At 69.5% G+C, this 17058-nt stretch carries 13 protein-coding genes; 6 read left to right on the plus strand and 7 right to left on the minus strand.

Annotated elements, in window-relative coordinates; translation table 11 throughout:
• Positions 1-147: 147 nt before the first annotated feature.
• On the plus strand, positions 148-675 hold the full coding sequence (locus ACWEOE_RS21320) for a GNAT family N-acetyltransferase (RefSeq protein ID WP_452011725.1): 528 nt from the start codon (positions 148-150) through the stop codon (positions 673-675).
• Positions 676-682: 7 nt separating this feature from the next.
• Here the strand turns inward: ACWEOE_RS21320 and ACWEOE_RS21325 are convergent, their stop codons facing one another.
• A complete protein-coding gene (locus ACWEOE_RS21325; protein ID WP_452011728.1) occupies positions 683-1855 on the minus strand; it encodes a TetR/AcrR family transcriptional regulator in 1173 nt (390 codons plus the stop codon).
• A 159-nt stretch (positions 1856-2014) separates the two neighbouring features.
• On the opposite strand from ACWEOE_RS21325, the gene ACWEOE_RS21330 reads away from it, so the two are divergent.
• The 3 genes from ACWEOE_RS21330 to ACWEOE_RS21340 all read left to right on the plus strand — a co-directional run bounded on the left by ACWEOE_RS21330 (position 2015) and on the right by ACWEOE_RS21340 (position 8578).
• Positions 2015-3226 carry an acetyl-CoA C-acetyltransferase gene (locus ACWEOE_RS21330; protein WP_452011730.1) on the plus strand — a complete coding sequence of 404 codons (1212 nt, stop codon included), beginning with the start codon at positions 2015-2017 and terminating at the stop codon, positions 3224-3226.
• Between the two features lie 24 nt (positions 3227-3250).
• A complete protein-coding gene (locus ACWEOE_RS21335; RefSeq protein WP_452012152.1) occupies positions 3251-5422 on the plus strand; it encodes a 3-hydroxyacyl-CoA dehydrogenase NAD-binding domain-containing protein in 2172 nt (723 codons plus the stop codon).
• A 360-nt stretch (positions 5423-5782) separates the two neighbouring features.
• Positions 5783-8578 (plus strand): hypothetical protein, encoded by a 2796-nt coding sequence (locus tag ACWEOE_RS21340; RefSeq protein ID WP_452011733.1) that lies wholly within the window; start codon positions 5783-5785, stop codon positions 8576-8578.
• A 7-nt stretch (positions 8579-8585) separates the two neighbouring features.
• On the opposite strand, the gene ACWEOE_RS21345 is transcribed toward ACWEOE_RS21340, so the two are convergent.
• From ACWEOE_RS21345 to ACWEOE_RS21355, 3 genes are all read right to left on the minus strand, one after another.
• A complete protein-coding gene (locus ACWEOE_RS21345) occupies positions 8586-9923 on the minus strand; it encodes a hypothetical protein (RefSeq protein WP_452011736.1) in 1338 nt (445 codons plus the stop codon).
• A 40-nt stretch (positions 9924-9963) separates the two neighbouring features.
• Positions 9964-10512, minus strand: a complete 549-nt coding sequence (locus tag ACWEOE_RS21350) for a dihydrofolate reductase family protein (protein WP_452011738.1) — start codon at positions 10510-10512, stop codon at positions 9964-9966.
• A 72-nt stretch (positions 10513-10584) separates the two neighbouring features.
• The gene (locus tag ACWEOE_RS21355; protein ID WP_452011741.1) at positions 10585-11658 is read right to left on the minus strand and encodes a hypothetical protein; all 1074 of its coding nucleotides are present in this window, start codon (positions 11656-11658) and stop codon (positions 10585-10587) included.
• Positions 11659-11725: 67 nt separating this feature from the next.
• On the opposite strand from ACWEOE_RS21355, the gene ACWEOE_RS21360 reads away from it, so the two are divergent.
• Positions 11726-11995 (plus strand): hypothetical protein, encoded by a 270-nt coding sequence (locus ACWEOE_RS21360; RefSeq protein ID WP_452011743.1) that lies wholly within the window; start codon positions 11726-11728, stop codon positions 11993-11995.
• A gap of 49 nt (positions 11996-12044) precedes the next feature.
• Here the strand turns inward: ACWEOE_RS21360 and ACWEOE_RS21365 are convergent, their stop codons facing one another.
• Together ACWEOE_RS21365 and ACWEOE_RS21370 are read right to left on the minus strand one after the other, a co-directional pair.
• Positions 12045-13217 carry an SPFH domain-containing protein gene (locus ACWEOE_RS21365; protein ID WP_452011745.1) on the minus strand — a complete coding sequence of 391 codons (1173 nt, stop codon included), beginning with the start codon at positions 13215-13217 and terminating at the stop codon, positions 12045-12047.
• A 91-nt stretch (positions 13218-13308) separates the two neighbouring features.
• A complete protein-coding gene (locus ACWEOE_RS21370) occupies positions 13309-13473 on the minus strand; it encodes a hypothetical protein (RefSeq protein WP_452011747.1) in 165 nt (54 codons plus the stop codon).
• Positions 13474-14091: 618 nt separating this feature from the next.
• Here ACWEOE_RS21370 and ACWEOE_RS21375 point away from each other — a divergent pair.
• A complete protein-coding gene (locus ACWEOE_RS21375) occupies positions 14092-15501 on the plus strand; it encodes an MFS transporter (protein WP_452011750.1) in 1410 nt (469 codons plus the stop codon).
• Here ACWEOE_RS21375 and ACWEOE_RS21380 read toward each other — a convergent pair.
• Positions 15498-17051, minus strand: a complete 1554-nt coding sequence (locus tag ACWEOE_RS21380) for an acetolactate synthase large subunit (protein ID WP_452011752.1) — start codon at positions 17049-17051, stop codon at positions 15498-15500. The two genes, ACWEOE_RS21375 and ACWEOE_RS21380, sit on opposite strands and share 4 nt — an antisense overlap.
• Positions 17052-17058: the final 7 nt, after the last annotated feature.

Genomic DNA, 17058 nt, shown 5'->3' on the forward strand with positions numbered 1-17058 from the left:
TCCCCCCCTCCTTTTTTGGGCTCTCGTTCTTGGTCGATCACACCCCCCCCACAACCCGTTTTCCCGCCTCAAACCCCTGGGTTCCCTGACGTTCCGGCGCGGCGGCAGGTGCACCTGCCGCCGCGCCGTCGGTTTGGGGTGCGCTTCATGACTGGACTGGGGCCGGTTGCCTGGCCGCCACGTCGGATCGAGACCGAGCGCCTCGTGCTCCGCGCCGCCGAGGCCGGCGACCGGGCGGCATTCATCGAGTTGTTCAGTTCACCGGAGGTGCACACCTACCTCGGCGGACCGCAGTCACGGGACGAACTCGAACACACCGCCCCCACGGTGCCCGGCCGGCGCCCGGGGGTCTTCGTGGTCGAACTCGACGCCGCGATGATCGGCACCATCACCTTTGACCGGCGCGACGCAAACCGCCCGGGCCACCTCGGCCCCGACGCCCCCGGGATCGAACTCGGCTACCTGCTCCTCCCGCACGCCTGGGGGCGCGGCTACGGCACCGAAGCGTGCACCGCAGCTCTCGACTGGGCCGCCGACGCCTTGCCCGGCGAGCCGGTCGCGCTCTGCACCCAGACCGCCAACGCACCCTCGATGCGCCTCGCCGCGAAGCTGGGCTTCATCGAGGTGGCGCGGTTCGAGGAGTTCGGCGCTGAGCAGTGGTTCGGCGTGCGCTGAGGAACCTTCAGCGAACCGGGCACTCCAGCACCGCGTGCAGCAGCACCGTCAGCTCCGCCTCGAAATTCGGCCGCCCGCTCACCCGCCGCGTCCGCGTGAGGTCGTTGGCGATCGTCAGCGCCGCGTGCACCCGGATCTTCGCCTCGCGCGCGGGCAGGCCAGGCGAGATCGTCGCCAGCAGGGCTACCCACGAGTCCACGTAGTCGCGCTGCACGCGCAGCAGGTCGGCCTTGTCGCGCTCCGGCATGGTGACGCGGTCGGCGGTGAAGGAGACCAGCAGCTCGGGCGTGTGCAGCAGCGTGTGGACATACGACGCCGCCAGCCGGCGCAGGGCGGAGAGTTCGTCCGGAGCCCGCAGGGCCTGCTCGGCGGCCAGCGCGAGCCGGTCCGCCGCGCGGTGGCCGATGGCGACCATCAGCGCCGCCTTGCTGGGGAAGTGCCGGTAGACGCTGGGGCCCGCGATGCCGGCCGCCGCGCCGATGTCCTCCATGCTGACCGCGTGGAAGCCGCGTTTGGCGAACAGCGCCGTGGCCGCCGCCAATACCTGCTCACGGCGGGAAGGCGTGCCCAGACCGTCGGGCATCGGCTCCGCGACGCCGGCCGACGGCAGTGTGGTGTTCAGCACAGCCAGCGCCAGTTCGACGAGCAGCGGGACGAACCGGCGGCGCGCCACCGTCGTGTGGTGCACGGCCACACTGCCGAACACCGACAGCGCGCCCCAGCACAGGAACTCGGCTTCGTCGAAGGTCAGGGACGGGCGGAGTTCCAGCAGGGCCTTCGTCCACGCGTCGAGCACGGCGCCCGAGCGGCGGCGGATCTCGCGGCGCTCGTCGCGGGGCAGGTGGGGGCCTTCCCACCGCCACAGCGCGGCGATCTCGCGCCGCTCCACGGCCTGCGTGGCCAGGCCCGTGAGCAGCACTTCCAGCTGGTCGGGGTCGCCTGACAGCGCCGCCGCGGTCACGGCTTCCATGTCGTCGATCCCGGCGAGCACGACGTAGGCCAGGATCGCCTGCTTGTCCGCGAAGTGCCGGTACAGCGCGGGTCCGGTGACGCCCGCCGCGGCGGCGATGTCGTTGATGCCGACGCCGTGGAAGCCTCGCGCGCGGAACAGCCCGGCCGCGACCGCGGCGAGCTGGGCCTTGCGGTCGCGGGGGCGCGACCCGCGGGCTGGAGTACTCATGGTGAACCGACGATAGCGCCAATGGGAACCGGGGCAACCCATTGACACCATCGGGTTCTGGGGGATTATGTTAATGGGCATTAGCATCACGAGCGTCGTACGATCGAAGACGAGATACACCGAAGTGTCCAACCATGCCGCTTCGCGGAGGAGTGTTCAGTGACTAGCGAGGCCTACATCTACGAGGCGATGCGCACGCCTCGGGGCAAGAACAAGGGCGGTGCCCTCCACGGCACCAAGCCGCTCGACCTCGTGGTCGGGCTGATCGAAGAGCTCAAGGTCCGCCACCCGAACCTCGACCCGCAGGTGATCGACGACGTCATCCTCGGCGTCGTGTCCCCGGTGGGTGAGCAGGGCGCCGACATCGCGCGCACCGCCGCCCTCGTGGCCGGCCTGCCGGAGACCGTCGCGGGCGTGCAGCTCAACCGCTTCTGCGCGTCGGGCCTGGAGGCCACGAACACGGCGGCCCAGAAGATCCGCGCGGGCTGGGACCAGCTGATCATCGCCGGTGGTGTGGAGTCGATGTCGCGCGTGCCGATGGGCTCCGACGGCGGCGCGCTGTTCATGGACCCGACCACGGCCTACGACGAGTACATCGTGCCCCAGGGCATCGGCGCGGACTTGATCGCGACGATGGAGGGCTTCAGCCGCGAAGACGTCGACCGCTTCGCGGTGCGTTCGCAGGAGAAGGCCGAGGCGGCCTGGTCCGGTGGTTACTTCGCGAAGTCCGTGGTGCCGGTGAAGGACATCAACGGCGTGACGATCCTCGACCACGACGAGCACCGCCGTCCCGGCACCACCGTCGAGGGCCTGGCGAAGCTCAAGCCGGCGTTCACCACGATCGGCGACATGGGTGGCTTCGACGCCGTCGCGCTGCAGAAGTACCACCAGGTCGAGAAGATCGACCACGTCCACACGGGGGGCAACTCCTCGGGCATCGTCGACGGCGCGGCCATCGTGCTCGTCGGCAGCGAGCAGGTCGGCAAGACGTTCGGCCTCACGCCGAAGGCGCGCATCGTCGCCACCGCCGCCATCGGCTCGGAGCCCACGATCATGCTCACCGGCCCCACGCCGGCCACGCAGAAGGTGCTCAAGACCGCGGGCCTGACCCCGGACGACATCGACCTGTGGGAGCTCAACGAGGCGTTCGCGTCCGTCGTGCTCAAGTGGCAGAAGGACCTGCACCTGCCGGACGAGAAGGTCAACGTCAACGGCGGCGCCATCGCCATGGGCCACCCGCTCGGCGCCACCGGCGCGATGCTGGTCGGCACCGTGGTCGACGAGCTCGAACGCCGCCAGGCGCGCCGCGCCCTGGTGACCCTGTGCATCGGCGGCGGCATGGGCGTCGCCACCATCATCGAGCGGGTGTGAGGACCTCCTGTGTCTGACGAAAAACTGGCTGAAAGCAAGACCATCCGCTGGGAGAAGGACGCGGACGGCATCGTCACCCTGACGCTCGACGACCCGAACCAGTCGGCGAACACCATGAACGCCGACTTCCGCGAGTCGCTCGGCGTGACCGTCGACCGGCTCGAGGCGGAGAAGGACGACATCGCGGGCGTGGTGATCACGTCGGCCAAGAAGACCTTCTTCGCCGGCGGCGACCTGCGTGACCTGATCAAGGCGACGCCGGAGCAGGCTGAGGCGTTCACCGCGTCGAGCACGCTGATGAAGTCGCAGATGCGCCGCATCGAGCAGCTCGGCAAGCCGGTCGTCGCGGCCATCAACGGCGCCGCGCTGGGCGGTGGCCTGGAAATCGCGCTGGCGACGCACCACCGCATCGCGGCCGACGCCAAGGGCAGCCAGATCGGCCTGCCCGAGGTCACCCTGGGCCTGCTGCCCGGCGGTGGCGGCGTCGTGCGCACCGTGCGGCTGCTCGGCATCCAGAGCGCGCTGCTGAACGTGCTGCTGCAGGGCACGCGCCACAAGCCGCGCAAGGCGCTGGAGCTGGGCTTGGTGCACGAGGTCGTGGACACCGTCGAGGAGCTGGTGCCCGCCGCGAAGGCGTGGATCAAGGCCAACCCCGAGGGCGGCGTGCAGCCGTGGGACGTCAAGGGTTACAAGATCCCGGGCGGCACCCCGTCGAACCCGAGCTTCGCGGCGAACCTGCCCGCGTTCCCGGCGAACCTGCGCAAGCAGCTCAAGGGCGCGCCGATGCCCGCGCCGCGCGCGATCCTGGCCGCGGCCATCGAGGGCGCGCAGGTCGACTTCGACACCGCGATCAAGGTGGAGACGCGCTACTTCGTCAGCCTGGCCACCGGTCAGGTCTCGAAGAACATGACAAAGGCGTTCTTCTTCGACCTGCAGTCGATCAACTCGGGCGGCTCGCGTCCGGACGGCTTCGAGAAGTACACCGCTCGCAAGGTCGGCGTGATCGGCGCCGGGATGATGGGCGCGGCGATCGCGTACGTGTCGGCGAAGGCCGGCATCGACGTCGTGCTCAAGGACGTGTCGCAGGAAGCCGCCGACAAGGGCAAGGGCTACGCGGTCAAGCTCGAGGAGAAGGCTCTTTCGCGGGGCAAGACCACGCAGGAGAAGTCCGACGAGCTGCTCGGCCGCATCAAGGCCACGGCCGACGCCGCCGACTTCGAGGGCGTCGACTTCGTGATCGAGGCCGTGTTCGAGAGCGTGGAGCTCAAGCACAAGGTGTTCGGCGAGATCGAGAGCATCGTAAACTCCGACGCCGTGCTGGGCTCCAACACCTCGACCCTGCCGATCACCACGCTCGCCGAAGGCGTGAAGCGGACCGAGGACTTCATCGGCATCCACTTCTTCTCGCCCGTGGACAAGATGCCGCTCGTCGAGATCATCTGCGGCGAGAAGACTTCGCCCGCGACCCTCGCGAAGGTCTTCGACTACACCCTGCAGATCAAGAAGACCCCGATCGTCGTCAACGACAGCCGCGGCTTCTTCACCTCGCGCGTGATCGGCACGTTCATCAACGAGGCCGTCGCCGCACTGGGCGAGGGCGTGGAGCCGGCGTCGATCGAGCAGGCGGGTTCGCAGGCCGGCTACCCGGCGCCGCCGCTGCAGCTCATGGACGAGCTCACGCTGACGCTGCCGCGCAAGATCCGGCTCGAGACCCGCAACGCGGTCGAGGCGGCCGGCGGCACCTGGACGCCGCACGCGTCGGAAGCTGTCATCGACCGCATGCTCGACGAGTACGACCGCAAGGGCCGCAGCAGCGGCGCGGGCTTCTACGAGTACGACGAGAACGGCAAGCGCACCGGCCTCTGGCCCGGCCTGCGCGACGCCTTCAAGTCCGGCACCGGCGAGGTGCCGTTCGAGGACCTCAAGGAGCGCATGCTCTTCGCCGAGGCGCTCGAAACGGTGAAGTGCTTCGACGAGGGCGTGCTGACCACGGTGGCCGACGCGAACATCGGCTCGATCTTCGGGATCGGGTTCCCGGCGTGGACGGGTGGGGTCATCCAGTACATCAACCAGTACGAGGGTGGGCTGCAGGGGTTCGTCGACCGGTCGCGCGAGCTGGCGGCGCGGTACGGCGACCACTTCCTGCCGCCGGAGTCGTTGGTGGCGAAGGCAGCCAAGGGCGAGATCTACGAATAGGTTCTGAACGCTGATCGAGAGGGGCTCTTTCCCGTATTTTTCGGGGAGGGGCCTCTTTCGTTTCGGCGACGGAGTCATTGCTGGGGACCAAGTCAAGGTGCGCGAGCGGTCAGCAGCTGTCCCGTGCTGCTCGGGAACAGGACCTGAGCTTCCTCGCGGACGTTGCCGCGCGGTGCTCGGCTCCTTCACCGAACAGGTCGGCTCGCATGCCGTCGCCGAGTGAAACATCGAAATGAACGACATGGTCCTCGCCGCCGATCGGTACGAGTTGCCGTACGGATGGCCCGCCGACTGACGATCCCCTGGTGTGACGTCAGAAATACCGGGAGCCCTCCGACCCGTCGCATGTGAAACTGGTTCATGACCACGATCACGTCCGCCGAGGAGCGGCAGGACCCGTTGGCGTTCGCGGGGTCCGACAAGCTGGTGAAGCTCGTCGGGGCGTTGTACCAGCGGCCGCGGGTGGGGGATCTGCCGCGGTCGTTGCACGCGGCGAACGTGGAGTGGGAGGCGGGCTACCAGCAGGAACGCGCGGGCCGCAAGGGTCTGCCGATGGTGTGCCTGGTGGGACCGGACGCGGGCGCGGGCGTGCTCGAAGCGTTCAAGCGCCGGCTGGCCGGCGCGCGGCCCAGCGGGGGCGTCCGCTACGCCTACCTGCCGCTCGATCGGCAGAAAGCCGCGGAAGGCGCCGAGGCGAGTGTGCGCACGATCCGTGATCTCCTCTGGGAGGCGCGCACCGAACTGCTGCGCAGCCCGCGGTCGCGGGGTTCCGGCCTCAGGTTCAACCTCTTCACGCTCGTCGTGCAGCTGATGGCGGAGAAGCTGCCCGCGTCGGATCCGCCGGAGCGGACGTTGCTGCGCAAGCTGCAGGACAACGGGCTGCTGGTGCGGTTCCGCTCGGCGATCGAGAACGTCGGCAAGGAGCTGGTGCCGTCCAACGACGCGTGGAAGTTCCCGTTGCTGGTGCTGCGGTTGCTGACGATGGCGACGTTCCGGCTGGCCGTCACCGGGCGCGTGCCGCTGCTGTCCGGGCGGTACCGGTGGTTCCTGCGCCAGCCGCACCTCGCGCCGGAGATGTCGGGCAGCTTCGTGCGCTTCGCGGTGCGCCTGACCGACGGCGAGTGGCAACAGGAGTCGCCGGAGTTCGTCGCGCGGCTGCTGGTCAACGCGTTCCTCGAGGACCTGCGCCGCGGCTACCGGCTGCAGTTCTTCCGCCGCCGGCGCATGACGTACCCGGTGTTGCTGCTCGACGACGTCACCACCGCCAACGGCGGCTACCGCCTGCTCGAACTGATCAACGACGTCCGCAACCAGACCGGCCTGTTCGACCCGCTGCTGGTGGTCAGCACCAGCGACGCGCCGCCGCCGGACGACCGGCCGAGCGCGGACCGTCCACGGTGGACCGCCGCCGACGCGGGTGACGCGTACCGCTCGTGGCAGCACGAGCTCCTCAGGGACCGCCGCGCCCGCGACGCCGCCGCCTGGTACCTGCCGATCGGCCTCGAACCGGGTTCGCCCGAGCAGCGCAGCAGGGCGCGCAAGCACTTGCAGTCGATGGGGGAGACGTATGTGTTGCGGCGCCGGCAATCCCGCCCGCCGTGGTGGGCGACGCGGTGGATGCGGCTGGGGGTGCCGCTGGTGATCGTCGCGCTGGTGGCGAGTGTCGTCGGCGTGCGGTACCAGGACTACCGGACCAGCCACTGCGGCACGACGAGCGAGTGGCTCACCTGGACGGGTACGGAGTGCGTAGGCGTGTCCGACGGTTCGTTCTCGGTGTATCAGCCCGCCGACGACACGATCCGGCAGGTGCTTTCCGTGGTCACGGACCAGAACCGGCGCGCGGCTGCCCTGCACGAAGCGCATCCGGAACGCCCGTACATCACGCTCGTCGACTTCGAAGCGCTGACCTCGTCCAACGGCACCGCCGACGGCCTCACCGCGGAACGCGAGTCGCTCGAAGGCGTGGCGGTGGCGCAGCTGCGGCAGCTCACCGCGACGGCGTCGGCCGAGCCGATCGTGCGCGTGCTCGTGGCGAACGGCGGGCTCGGGATGCGCCAGGGCGTGGCCGTCGCGCGGCAGCTGAGCCGGATGGCCGAGCAGGACCGCAGCATCGTCGGCGTGGTGGGCCTGGACATGAGCAGCCTGCCGACGCAGCAGACCATCCGCGCGCTCGGCGACGCCGGCCTGCCTGTGGTCGCGTCCACGCTCTCGGCCGACGGCCTGGCCGACCAGAACCCCGTGTACTTCCAGGTGGCGCCGCAGAACCGGCGCGAGGCGGCCGTGGCCGCGGCCTTCGCCGCCACCCGGCCGGGCCCGCGGGCGCTGCGCGTGTACTACTCCGACGACGATTCCGACACCTACAGCACCAACCTGCGCGACGACGTCGTGAAGTCGTTCACGGACAAGGGTTTCACGGTGGACGCCCGGGCGTTTTCCCCGGACGGCGGGCAGCAGGCGACCGCGTCGCACGACCGCTACGGCGAGCGCCTGGTCGGCAACGCCGCCGCCGCGGGCCGGGACACGTGTTCCTACAACGGTTTCGTGCTCTTCGCCGGCCGCGGCGTGCCCGACTTCGGCGATTTCGCCACCGGCGCCGCCCAATGCGGCAGCACCGCCACGATCATCGGCGACGACGACGTGTCCCGCCACGTCGCCGACCAGGTCGCGCGCGAGCAGAACCGCGCCCTGCCGTACTACTACCTGTCCTTCGCGAGCGAGCCGGCCACCGACCCGCAGGGCCTCGCGCGCGACTTCTACACGACGCTCGACCGCACTCTGTTCCCCTTCGAACAAACCGAACGCGGCCGCTCCTTCGACGGCCACGCCGCCCTTTCCTACGACGCGTCCCTCGTGATGATCACGGCCACCGCCTACCTGCGCGAGACATCCGCGAACATCCCGGTCACGCCGGGTGCGGTATGGCGCGAGATCACCGCCATCCACACCTCCCGCCCGGACGACCGCCAGACCAACAAGTACATCGAAGGCGTCAGCGGCACCATCGACTACGGCGGCGACATCGGCCGCCACGTCCCGGAAGCCAAGCCGGTCTCGATCCTCCGCGTCGAGGGCGGCGAGGTGGTGCGTGGCCTGCAGGGCTTCTGCGGGATGGCGGCGGGGCGGACGTCGGACGCGTGGTGCCCGGCGGATTCGTGAGGCTGGATCAACCCGACGGCCAGCGGCGGACGGAAGACTCGGGCAAGGCGGTGCCGCCGCGGAGTTCGAGATCGTGGATGTTCAGGACGGTGCTGCTCAGTCCATAGCCCTCGGTCACCAGGTCGACCGTGTCGAGCACGCAGTCGATGAGCCAGATCATCCGCTCGTGAGCCCAGTACGAGGATATTTCCCAGTGGCACCGGGTGAATCGCACGTCTTCGAAAACGATCCGTGGCCGGCGATCCTTTTCCGACCATGGATCCTCGAGGGAGGCAAAGTCCAAGCGCGTGTCGGTGAACTCGATCTTCTCGAACCGGACGTCACCCGGGTTCAGCCGCATCCCGTCGAAATTCACCAGCTTGCCCAGGAAGCGGCAGCGGAAGAAGTCGATCGGGCGGTCACCGACTTCCCAGCCGGAGCAGTCCAGCTCCGTGCCGGTGAACTCGGTGCCGACGAATTCGGCACCCCCGTCGAACTTCGCTGACCTGAACGTCGAACGGTCGGACTCGAACAAGGTGCCGTGGCAGCTGAGCTTGCCCTCGAAGCGGGTCCGTTCGAAGGTGGTGAGCTCACCGGTGAACTTCGCGCGGTCGAACACCGCCGAGCCTGCGAAGTGCAGATCCGAGAAGTCGGCGTTGTGGAATCGGACGTCGGTGAAATCGAAAGTGAGTGGTTCTTGCCGCCTCCACGTGCCGGCGGCACCCACTCGCTCTCGGAACACCCGCAGGATTGCCCGCAGCACCTCGGCTTCCTCCGTCGAGACCACCTCCGGGGCCAGCCGGAGGTAACCGCACAGGACGTCGACGCACACCTGGCGTTTGTCGAGCCAGTCGTCCGCCAGGCCGGCGAGCGAGTACACACCGGTCAGCCGCACCGCCGGGCTTTCGTGGGCCAACTGCTCGGCCGCTTTGCCGAGGCGTTCGTTGAACCGCTGGACCATCTCGCGTTCGTCCTTGTCCACAGCGAGCTGGTGCTCGTCCTCGGTCACGCGTTGCTTGCGGTAGTTGACCGCCAGCAGCACCACGCCACCGAATCCCGCGACCACCGACAGGGCGATCTTCGTGAGGTCGAGGAACTGGTCGACGCCGAACGCGGACGTGCCCGGCAACCGCGGCCAGCCGAGAAACCACAGCAGACCGCCGAACGTCGCCGCGGCCACGGCGAGCCCGATGACCAGCCACGCGACCACCGACAGCGCGATCCGGCCACGTCCCCGCCTCAGCGACGGCACGAGGAACTCCGCGAACTCCACCAGCGCAGACCGCACTGAGCGGCGGCGGGCGAGAACCGCTGCTCCCACGAGAGCAAGCACGGCGATGAGCGTGTAGCGAAGCCAATCCGGCACAAGGGCCGAGACTAGCCACCACCTCGCGGACTTGCCCCGCTCACCTCACCGGACGGTAAACGAGGTCCACGGCCAGCGCCGGATCATCGTCGTGGACGCGGGCCCAGCGGACGGGTGCCGTGCCCGGGCTGTCGAACACGCGGATGCCCGAGCCGAGCATCACGGGGGCCAGGTGGACGCGGAACTCGTCGAGCAGGCCGCGATCCAGGCATTGCCGGGCGATGTCCTGGCTGTGGATCTCCAGGTCCTTGCCCTTCGCGGCGGCCAGGCCGATCTCGACGGCCTCGGCCAGATCGCAGTCGAGGAAGGTGACGCCGTCGTCCGGGATCGCGTCGGCCGGGTGGTGGGTCAGCACGAACACCGGGCCGTGCCAGGTGCCGCCGTAGGGCTGACGTCCGGCCTGGCCGGGGAAGCGTTGCGCGAGGGCGTCGTAGCCGCGGCGGCCGCCCAGGATCGCGCCGAGGGTGGCGGTGGCTTCCTGGTGGACGTCGGGGCTCACCTTGGTCCCGGCCATCCAGTCCATCGCATGGCCAGGACCGGCCGCGAAGCCGTCGAGCGACATCATGAGGTGCCAGCGCACGTTGCCCATGGGGGTCTCCGATCGTTTTCGGTGTGCTCGTACTGACGGGCGAGCACCCGAAAACTCATCGGTCGACCCGGGTCAACGGTGGTGCGTGGTCGTGGAGTGGTGGCTGGTCGAGTGGGTGTTCGACACCGAATGCGACGACGACCCGGTGCTGTGCCCGCGGATCGCGACGAAGTAGACGATCGCGGCGATCACGATCAGCGCGAGGAGGGCCGCGATGGCGATCTTCGCCTTGCTGTACGGGCGTTCGCCCCGGACTTCGCCGGTGCGGCCGTTGACGAGGATCCGCCAGTTCTTGCCGGCGTAGACGTAGGTGGCGACCCAGACGGGGAGCAGCATCAGCTTGAAGGTGACGTCGCGGTGCTGCGTGTTCATCGACTGCACACGCTGCTCGTCGCCGCCGATGTCGTGGCGGCAGTCGTCCTCGATGACCGTCGCCATGCGGCGTTTGGCCTCCTCGAAGCCGGATTCGGCCTCGATGTCGTAGCGCAGCGCGAAGTGCCCGGCGAGGAACTGCGGCTGGTACGGCTCCGCCTGCTCCAACGGCCACGGGGCGAGCTTGTCGAGCTCCTTCGACGGCAGCTGCGTGCTGCCCGGCACCAGCACGTCGTCGAAGAAGCGGCCCACGCGCCCGCCCGCCGGGTACCAGCGCGTGTGCCGCACGCGGCGGGTTTTCTGCTGCCCGTTGTCGTAGTAGGTCTCGGTGACCCAGTAGTGTTCGCCGCGCTGTCCTGAGTAGACGGTGTCCGTCTGCGAATCGTAGGTCCAGTGCGGGATGTAGGTGGCTTTGGTGGACTCGGCCGTGCCGACCTTCTTCAGGGCGTTGGGCGCGAACCAGCGCGAGTTCGTCCACTTCTTCAGGTGCGTGCTCACCGCGCCCTTGTCGAACTGGAACGGCAGCACGCCTTCGGGCACGAGCTGCCCGGACGCGTGCGCGTCGATCACCAGGGGAGCGCCGCAGAACTGGCACAGGCTGGCTGTTTCGTTCGTCTCGGTGGTGGCGCCGCAGCGCTGGCACTTGAAGACGTACCGGCCGATCGTGGCGATCGGTTTGCGGGCCAGGTTGGTGAGGTCGGCGAAGGCGATCTCGTGGATCTGCCGGTCGCCGGCCGTGATCTCCTGGCGGAACCCGCAGTACGGGCACTGCATCGAGGTCGAACCCGGGGCGAACTCCAGGCGAGCGCCGCAGCCGCCGCACGGGTAGGTGGTCGCGGCCGTGTTCGCCGGTGCGAAGGCGGGTGGCGGGCCGGACTGGACGGGACCGCCGGGCATGGGCGCCCCCGGCATCGGGCCGCCGGGCATGGGCGCGCCCGGCATCGAGCCGCCGGGCATGGGCGCGCCCGGAATGGGCATTCCCGGCATGGGCCCGCCGGGCATGGCGCCGTTCGGCATGGCGCCGCCGGGCATGGGCATTCCTGGCATGGGCACGCCGGGCATGGCGCCGTTCGGCATCGGTGCCCCCGGCATCGGGCCGTGCTGCGGGTAGTTCGGGTTGGTCATGGCGGCTCCCCCTCCGCTGGACGTTTCGGGACGGCTCAGGCCTGCGGCGGCAGCGGCGGCGGGGTCGCGCCGAACAGCGGCGAGACCTCCGGCACCTGCGCGGCCGGCGTCCATTGCGGCATCCCGGACTTCCACACGAGGGTCTCCCGGTTCAGCGTGCCCGAGGAGATCTGCTGCCCGAGCTGGGCCCGGTCGAACGGGCCCAGCTGCTGACCGTTCGCCCCGAGGAACCACTGCTCGGCCTGCGGCAGCGGCGGCGGCATCTGCGGCGTCGGCGCGGACGGCGGCTGCTGCTGGTACTGCTGAGGCTGCTGCTGGTACTGGGGTTGTTGGTACTGCTGCTGGTACTGCTGCGGCGCGCCTTGCTGCCCCGCGGCCCGCTGGCCGAGCGCCATGCCGAGGCCGATGCCCAGGCCTTCGCCCGCGCCGCCCTGGTTGTTCGCGGCCGCCTCGATCGCGTTGGCGGACTGGAACTTGGTGTACTGGTCGAGGTCGCCGACCACGCCCATCTGGGTCCGCTTGTCCATTGCGGCCTCGACCTCGGGCGGGACCGAGATGTTCTCGATGATGAACTTCGAGATCTCGATGCCGTTGCCGTGCAGTTCGAGGGTGAGCGCGTTGGCGATCGCGCCGCCGATGCGGTCCTGCTGGGTGACCAGGTCGAGCATCGGCACCTTGGCCGCGGCGATGGCAGGGCCGAGCTTGCCGATGATCATCTGCCGGAGGTACTCGGAGACCTCCTCCGTGCGGAACTGCGGATCGGTGCCCGCGAGCTCCCTGAGCAGCGCGACCGGCTCGATCACGCGCACCGCGTACCCGCCGAACGCGCGGAGCCGGACCATGCCGAACTCCGGGTCGCGCAGGATGATCGGGTTCTGCGTGCCCCACTTGAGGTCGGTGAACTGCCGGGTGTTGACGAAGTAGACCTCGGCCTTGAACGGCGAGTTGAAGCCGTACTTCCAGCCCTTGAGCGTGGACATGATCGGCATGTTCTGCGTCTGCAGCGTGTGCATGCCCGGCGCGTAGGCGTCGGCAACCTGGCCTTCGTTGACGAACACCGCAACCTGCGACTCACGGACCGTGAGCTTGGCGCCCATCTTGATCTCGTTCTCGTAGCGCGGGAAACGCCACACGATCGTGTCACGGCTGTCATCGGTCCACTCGATGATGTCGATGAACTCGCCGCGGATCTTGTCGAAAATCCCCACCTACCGGCCCCCGTCGCCTCCGTCGGTTCCGAGCTCTCCCCGGCCCGTCGACACAGTACCGTGCGGTCGGTGGGGCCGTGGCCGGAACCGGTCAGCGGCCCAGCATCCATCGGATGAAATCGAAGAACTTCTTGGTATAGAGGTGGGGTTCGTTGGCCACCGCGACGACTTGACGTGGTCGGAGACCCAGCAGGATTGCAAGGGCGAGGTCGCCCGCTTGGTCCTGCACCGCCGAGCCGTGGGGAGAGCTGTTCACGGACGCGCGAGTACACCGCGTCCGCACCGACGAGGCCCTCGCCGTTTCTCGCCGGACGATATGGAACTCCTCGATTGAACGTCTTGCGTGACAAGAATTGTTCGCAAGACCGAGCGCTGCCAACGCGATCGCGCGACACAGTCCTAGTCAGGACGCCGGCGACCGCGGTGCTCATCCCCCCGCACCACGGCGAGGAACCACCACCGACCAACGCGAGGAACTTCCTCCCGACATCGCAACGGGAATTACCAACCGAGGCCGCATGCACCCAGCCCGTTCCCGGCACCCCGATCCGAAGCCTCCTTGCGGCCCACGTCACCGGCCGTCAGCACAATCCAGCTTCGGGGTGCACGCCCAACACAAGCCGCCCTGCGAGGACCGTCTCGATCAAACCCACGCCGCCCCGCGAGGACAGCAGCGCAAAACCCAAGCTCGCCCGCGAGGACAGAACCCCTCCACCGGGCCGGAACCGGATAACCCCGCACGGCACCCCTGTCCGATATGACTGCTCCATTCAGCCCAATCCCCAAAGTCGGATCAATCACGAACCTCCCGTAACGCTCCCCGCACCCGGTACCGTCCCTTCCGGTATCGCGTACGACAAACCGGGGGCGCAGCGTGGCTCAAGCAGGCGGACGGGCGATCGTGGTGGTGCTCGCCTCGTGCGGGCTCGTCGCGTCGTTCATGCAGACGTTGGTGGTGCCGCTGATCCCGGCGTTTCCGCAGCTGCTGCACGCGAATCCGGCCGACGCGTCCTGGGTCGTCACCGTCACCCTGCTCGCGGGCGCGATCATCACGCCGGTCGCGGGGCGGCTCGGTGACCTCTACGGCAAACGCCGCGTCCTGCTCGCCAGCCTGGGCGTGCTGGTCGCCGGCTCGGTCGTCTCGGCTCTGACCAGCGAGCTCGCCCTCATGGTCGTCGGCCGGGGGCTGCAGGGCTGCGCGATGGGCGTGATCCCGCTGGGCATCAGCATCATGCGCGACGAGCTGGCGCCGGAGAAGGTGAGCGGGGCCGTGGCGTTGATGAGTGCGACGCTGGGGGTCGGCGGGGCGATCGGGTTGCCGCTGGCGGCCGTGGTGGCCGAGAACGCCGACTGGCACGTGCTTTTCTGGAGTTCGGCGGCCCTCGGCGTGATCTGCGCAGCCCTGATCCTCCGCTACGTCAGCGAATCGCCACTGCACACACCCGCACCGTTCGACTACCTCGGTGCACTCGGGCTCGTCGTGGGCCTCACCTGCTTGCTGCTGCCCATCGTCAAAGGCTCCGAATGGGGCTGGACCAGCGCAGGCACCCTGACCACCGCAGCGGCGGCGATCGTCGTGCTGCTGGCGTGGGGCTGGTACCAGCTACGCCGCCACGACCCACTGGTCGACCTCCGCGTCTCCGCTCGCCGGCCAGTCCTGTTCACCAACCTGGCGTCGATCCTGGTCGGGTTTTCCATGTACGCCATGGCTTTGTCGTTCCCGCAGCTGCTGCAGGCGCCGTCGGCCACCGGCTACGGGCTGGGCCAGACCATGGTCCAGGCCGGCCTCTGCCTGGCGCCCAACGGCCTTGTCATGATGGCGCTCTCACCCGTCTCCGCGCGCCTGACCAACCGCTACGGCGCCCGCGTGACCCTGATGACCGGCGCAGTCGTGATCGCGGTCGGGTACCTGTTCGCGATCGTCCTGATGGACAACGTCGCCGAGCTGATCACGGCATCGGTCATCATCGGCGCGGGCGTCGGTATCGCCTACGCCGCCATGCCCGCGCTCATCATGGGTTCGGTGCCGGTGACGGAAACCGCGTCCGCCAACGGCCTCAACTCCCTCATGCGCTCGGTCGGCACCTCGACGTCCAGCGCGGTGATGGCCACGCTGCTCGCCAACCTGACCATCACCGTCGGCGCGTTCACGGTCCCCTCGCTCACGGGGTTCCGCACCACGTTCGTGGTGGCGGCCCTCGCCGCGGTGGTCGGGCTGGGCCTCACGGCCCTGGTGCCCCGAGTCCGCGCGAAGACGGCCACGCCGGAGCCCGCCGCGGTCTAGAGCAGGGGCGGCACCGAAGCGTCGATCAGGTGCGGGCCGGGTTCCGCGAGCGCGCGGGAGAACTGCTCGGCCAGCTCCTCGGCCGTCGTCGCGCGGCTGGCCGGCACGCCCATGCCCTCGGAGATCTTCACGAAGTCGAGGTCGGGGCGGCTGAGGTCGAGCAGGTCCTGTGCCTTCGGGCCGCCCGCCTCCGCGCCGACGCGCTGCAGTTCGAGCCGCAGGATCGCGTACGCGTGGTTGTTGAGGATGACGGTGGTGACATCGAGGTTTTCGCGGGCCTGCGTCCACAGCGCGGAAATCGTGTACATCGCGCTGCCGTCGGCCTGGAGGTTGATCACCGGGCGCGACGGCGCGGCGATCGCGGCGCCCGTGGCCACCGGCATACCGTAACCGATGGCGCCGCCGGTGAGGGTGAGCACGTCGTGGCGCGGGGCGCCGGCCGTGGCGCCGGGCAGCAGGAGACCGGACGTGTTGGTCTCGTCGGCGATGACGGCCTGCTCGGGCAGCAGCGCGCCGATCACCTCGACCCAGTTCTGGGCCGTGAGCGGACCGCTCGGCAACGCGGGGCGCGCCGCTTCCTGCAGCACGGGCTCGACGTCCGTCGCGACGATCTCGGCCACGTCGGAAAGGGCCTTCACCACGTCCTGCCCCACGTCGGCGAGCGTGTGCACCTTCGCGCCCTCGGGCACGAGGACACTCGGCTTGCCGGGGTAGGCGAAGAACGACACCGGCGCGCGCGTGCCGGCCACGATCACGTGCTTGATGCCGTCGAGCTGGTACATCGCCTGCTCGGCCAGGTACCCGAGCCGCTCGATGTTCGGCAGGCCGGCGCCGCGTTCCAGCCGCGTCGGGAAGGTCTCGATCAGTGCCTTCGCACCCGTCGCCGCGGCGATGCGGCTGGTGGCCAGCAGCCCGGCCTCGCGGCACGCGGCGCCGCCGATGAGCAGCGCCACCGGTTCGCCGCCGCGCAGCACCTCGGCGATGTTCTTCACCGTCGTCGCGTCCACGGCCTGCGGTGCGCGCGGCGGGATCGGCGCGCAGGTCTCGCCGCCCTCGCCCCACGACGCGTCGGCGGGCAGGATCAGCGTGGCCACCCGGCCCGGGGCATCCTGCGCGGCCGCGACCGCCGCGGCGGCGTCGGCACCGACGTCCTTCGTGTGCGTCGAGCGGCGCACCCAGCCTTCGAGCGAACCCGCGATCGCGTCGATGTCCGACTCGAGCGGCGCGTCGTACTGCTTGTGGTAGGTCGCGTGGTCACCGACGACGTTGACCACCGGCGTGTGCGCGCGGCGCGCGTTGTGCAGGTTGGCCAGGCCGTTGCCCAGACCCGGCCCGAGGTGCAGCAGGGTGGCGGCGGGTTTGTCGGCGATCCGCGCGTACCCGTCGGCCGCGCCGGTCACCACGCCCTCGAACAGCCCGAGCACCCCGCGCATCTCCGGCACGGAGTCGAGCGCGGCGACGAAGTGCATCTCCGACGTGCCGGGGTTCGAGAAGCAGACCTCCACCCCGGCGTCGACGAGGGTGCGGATCAGGGACTGGGCGCCGTTCATGCTGCTC

Source organism: Amycolatopsis sp. NPDC004368 (assembly GCF_053602515.1).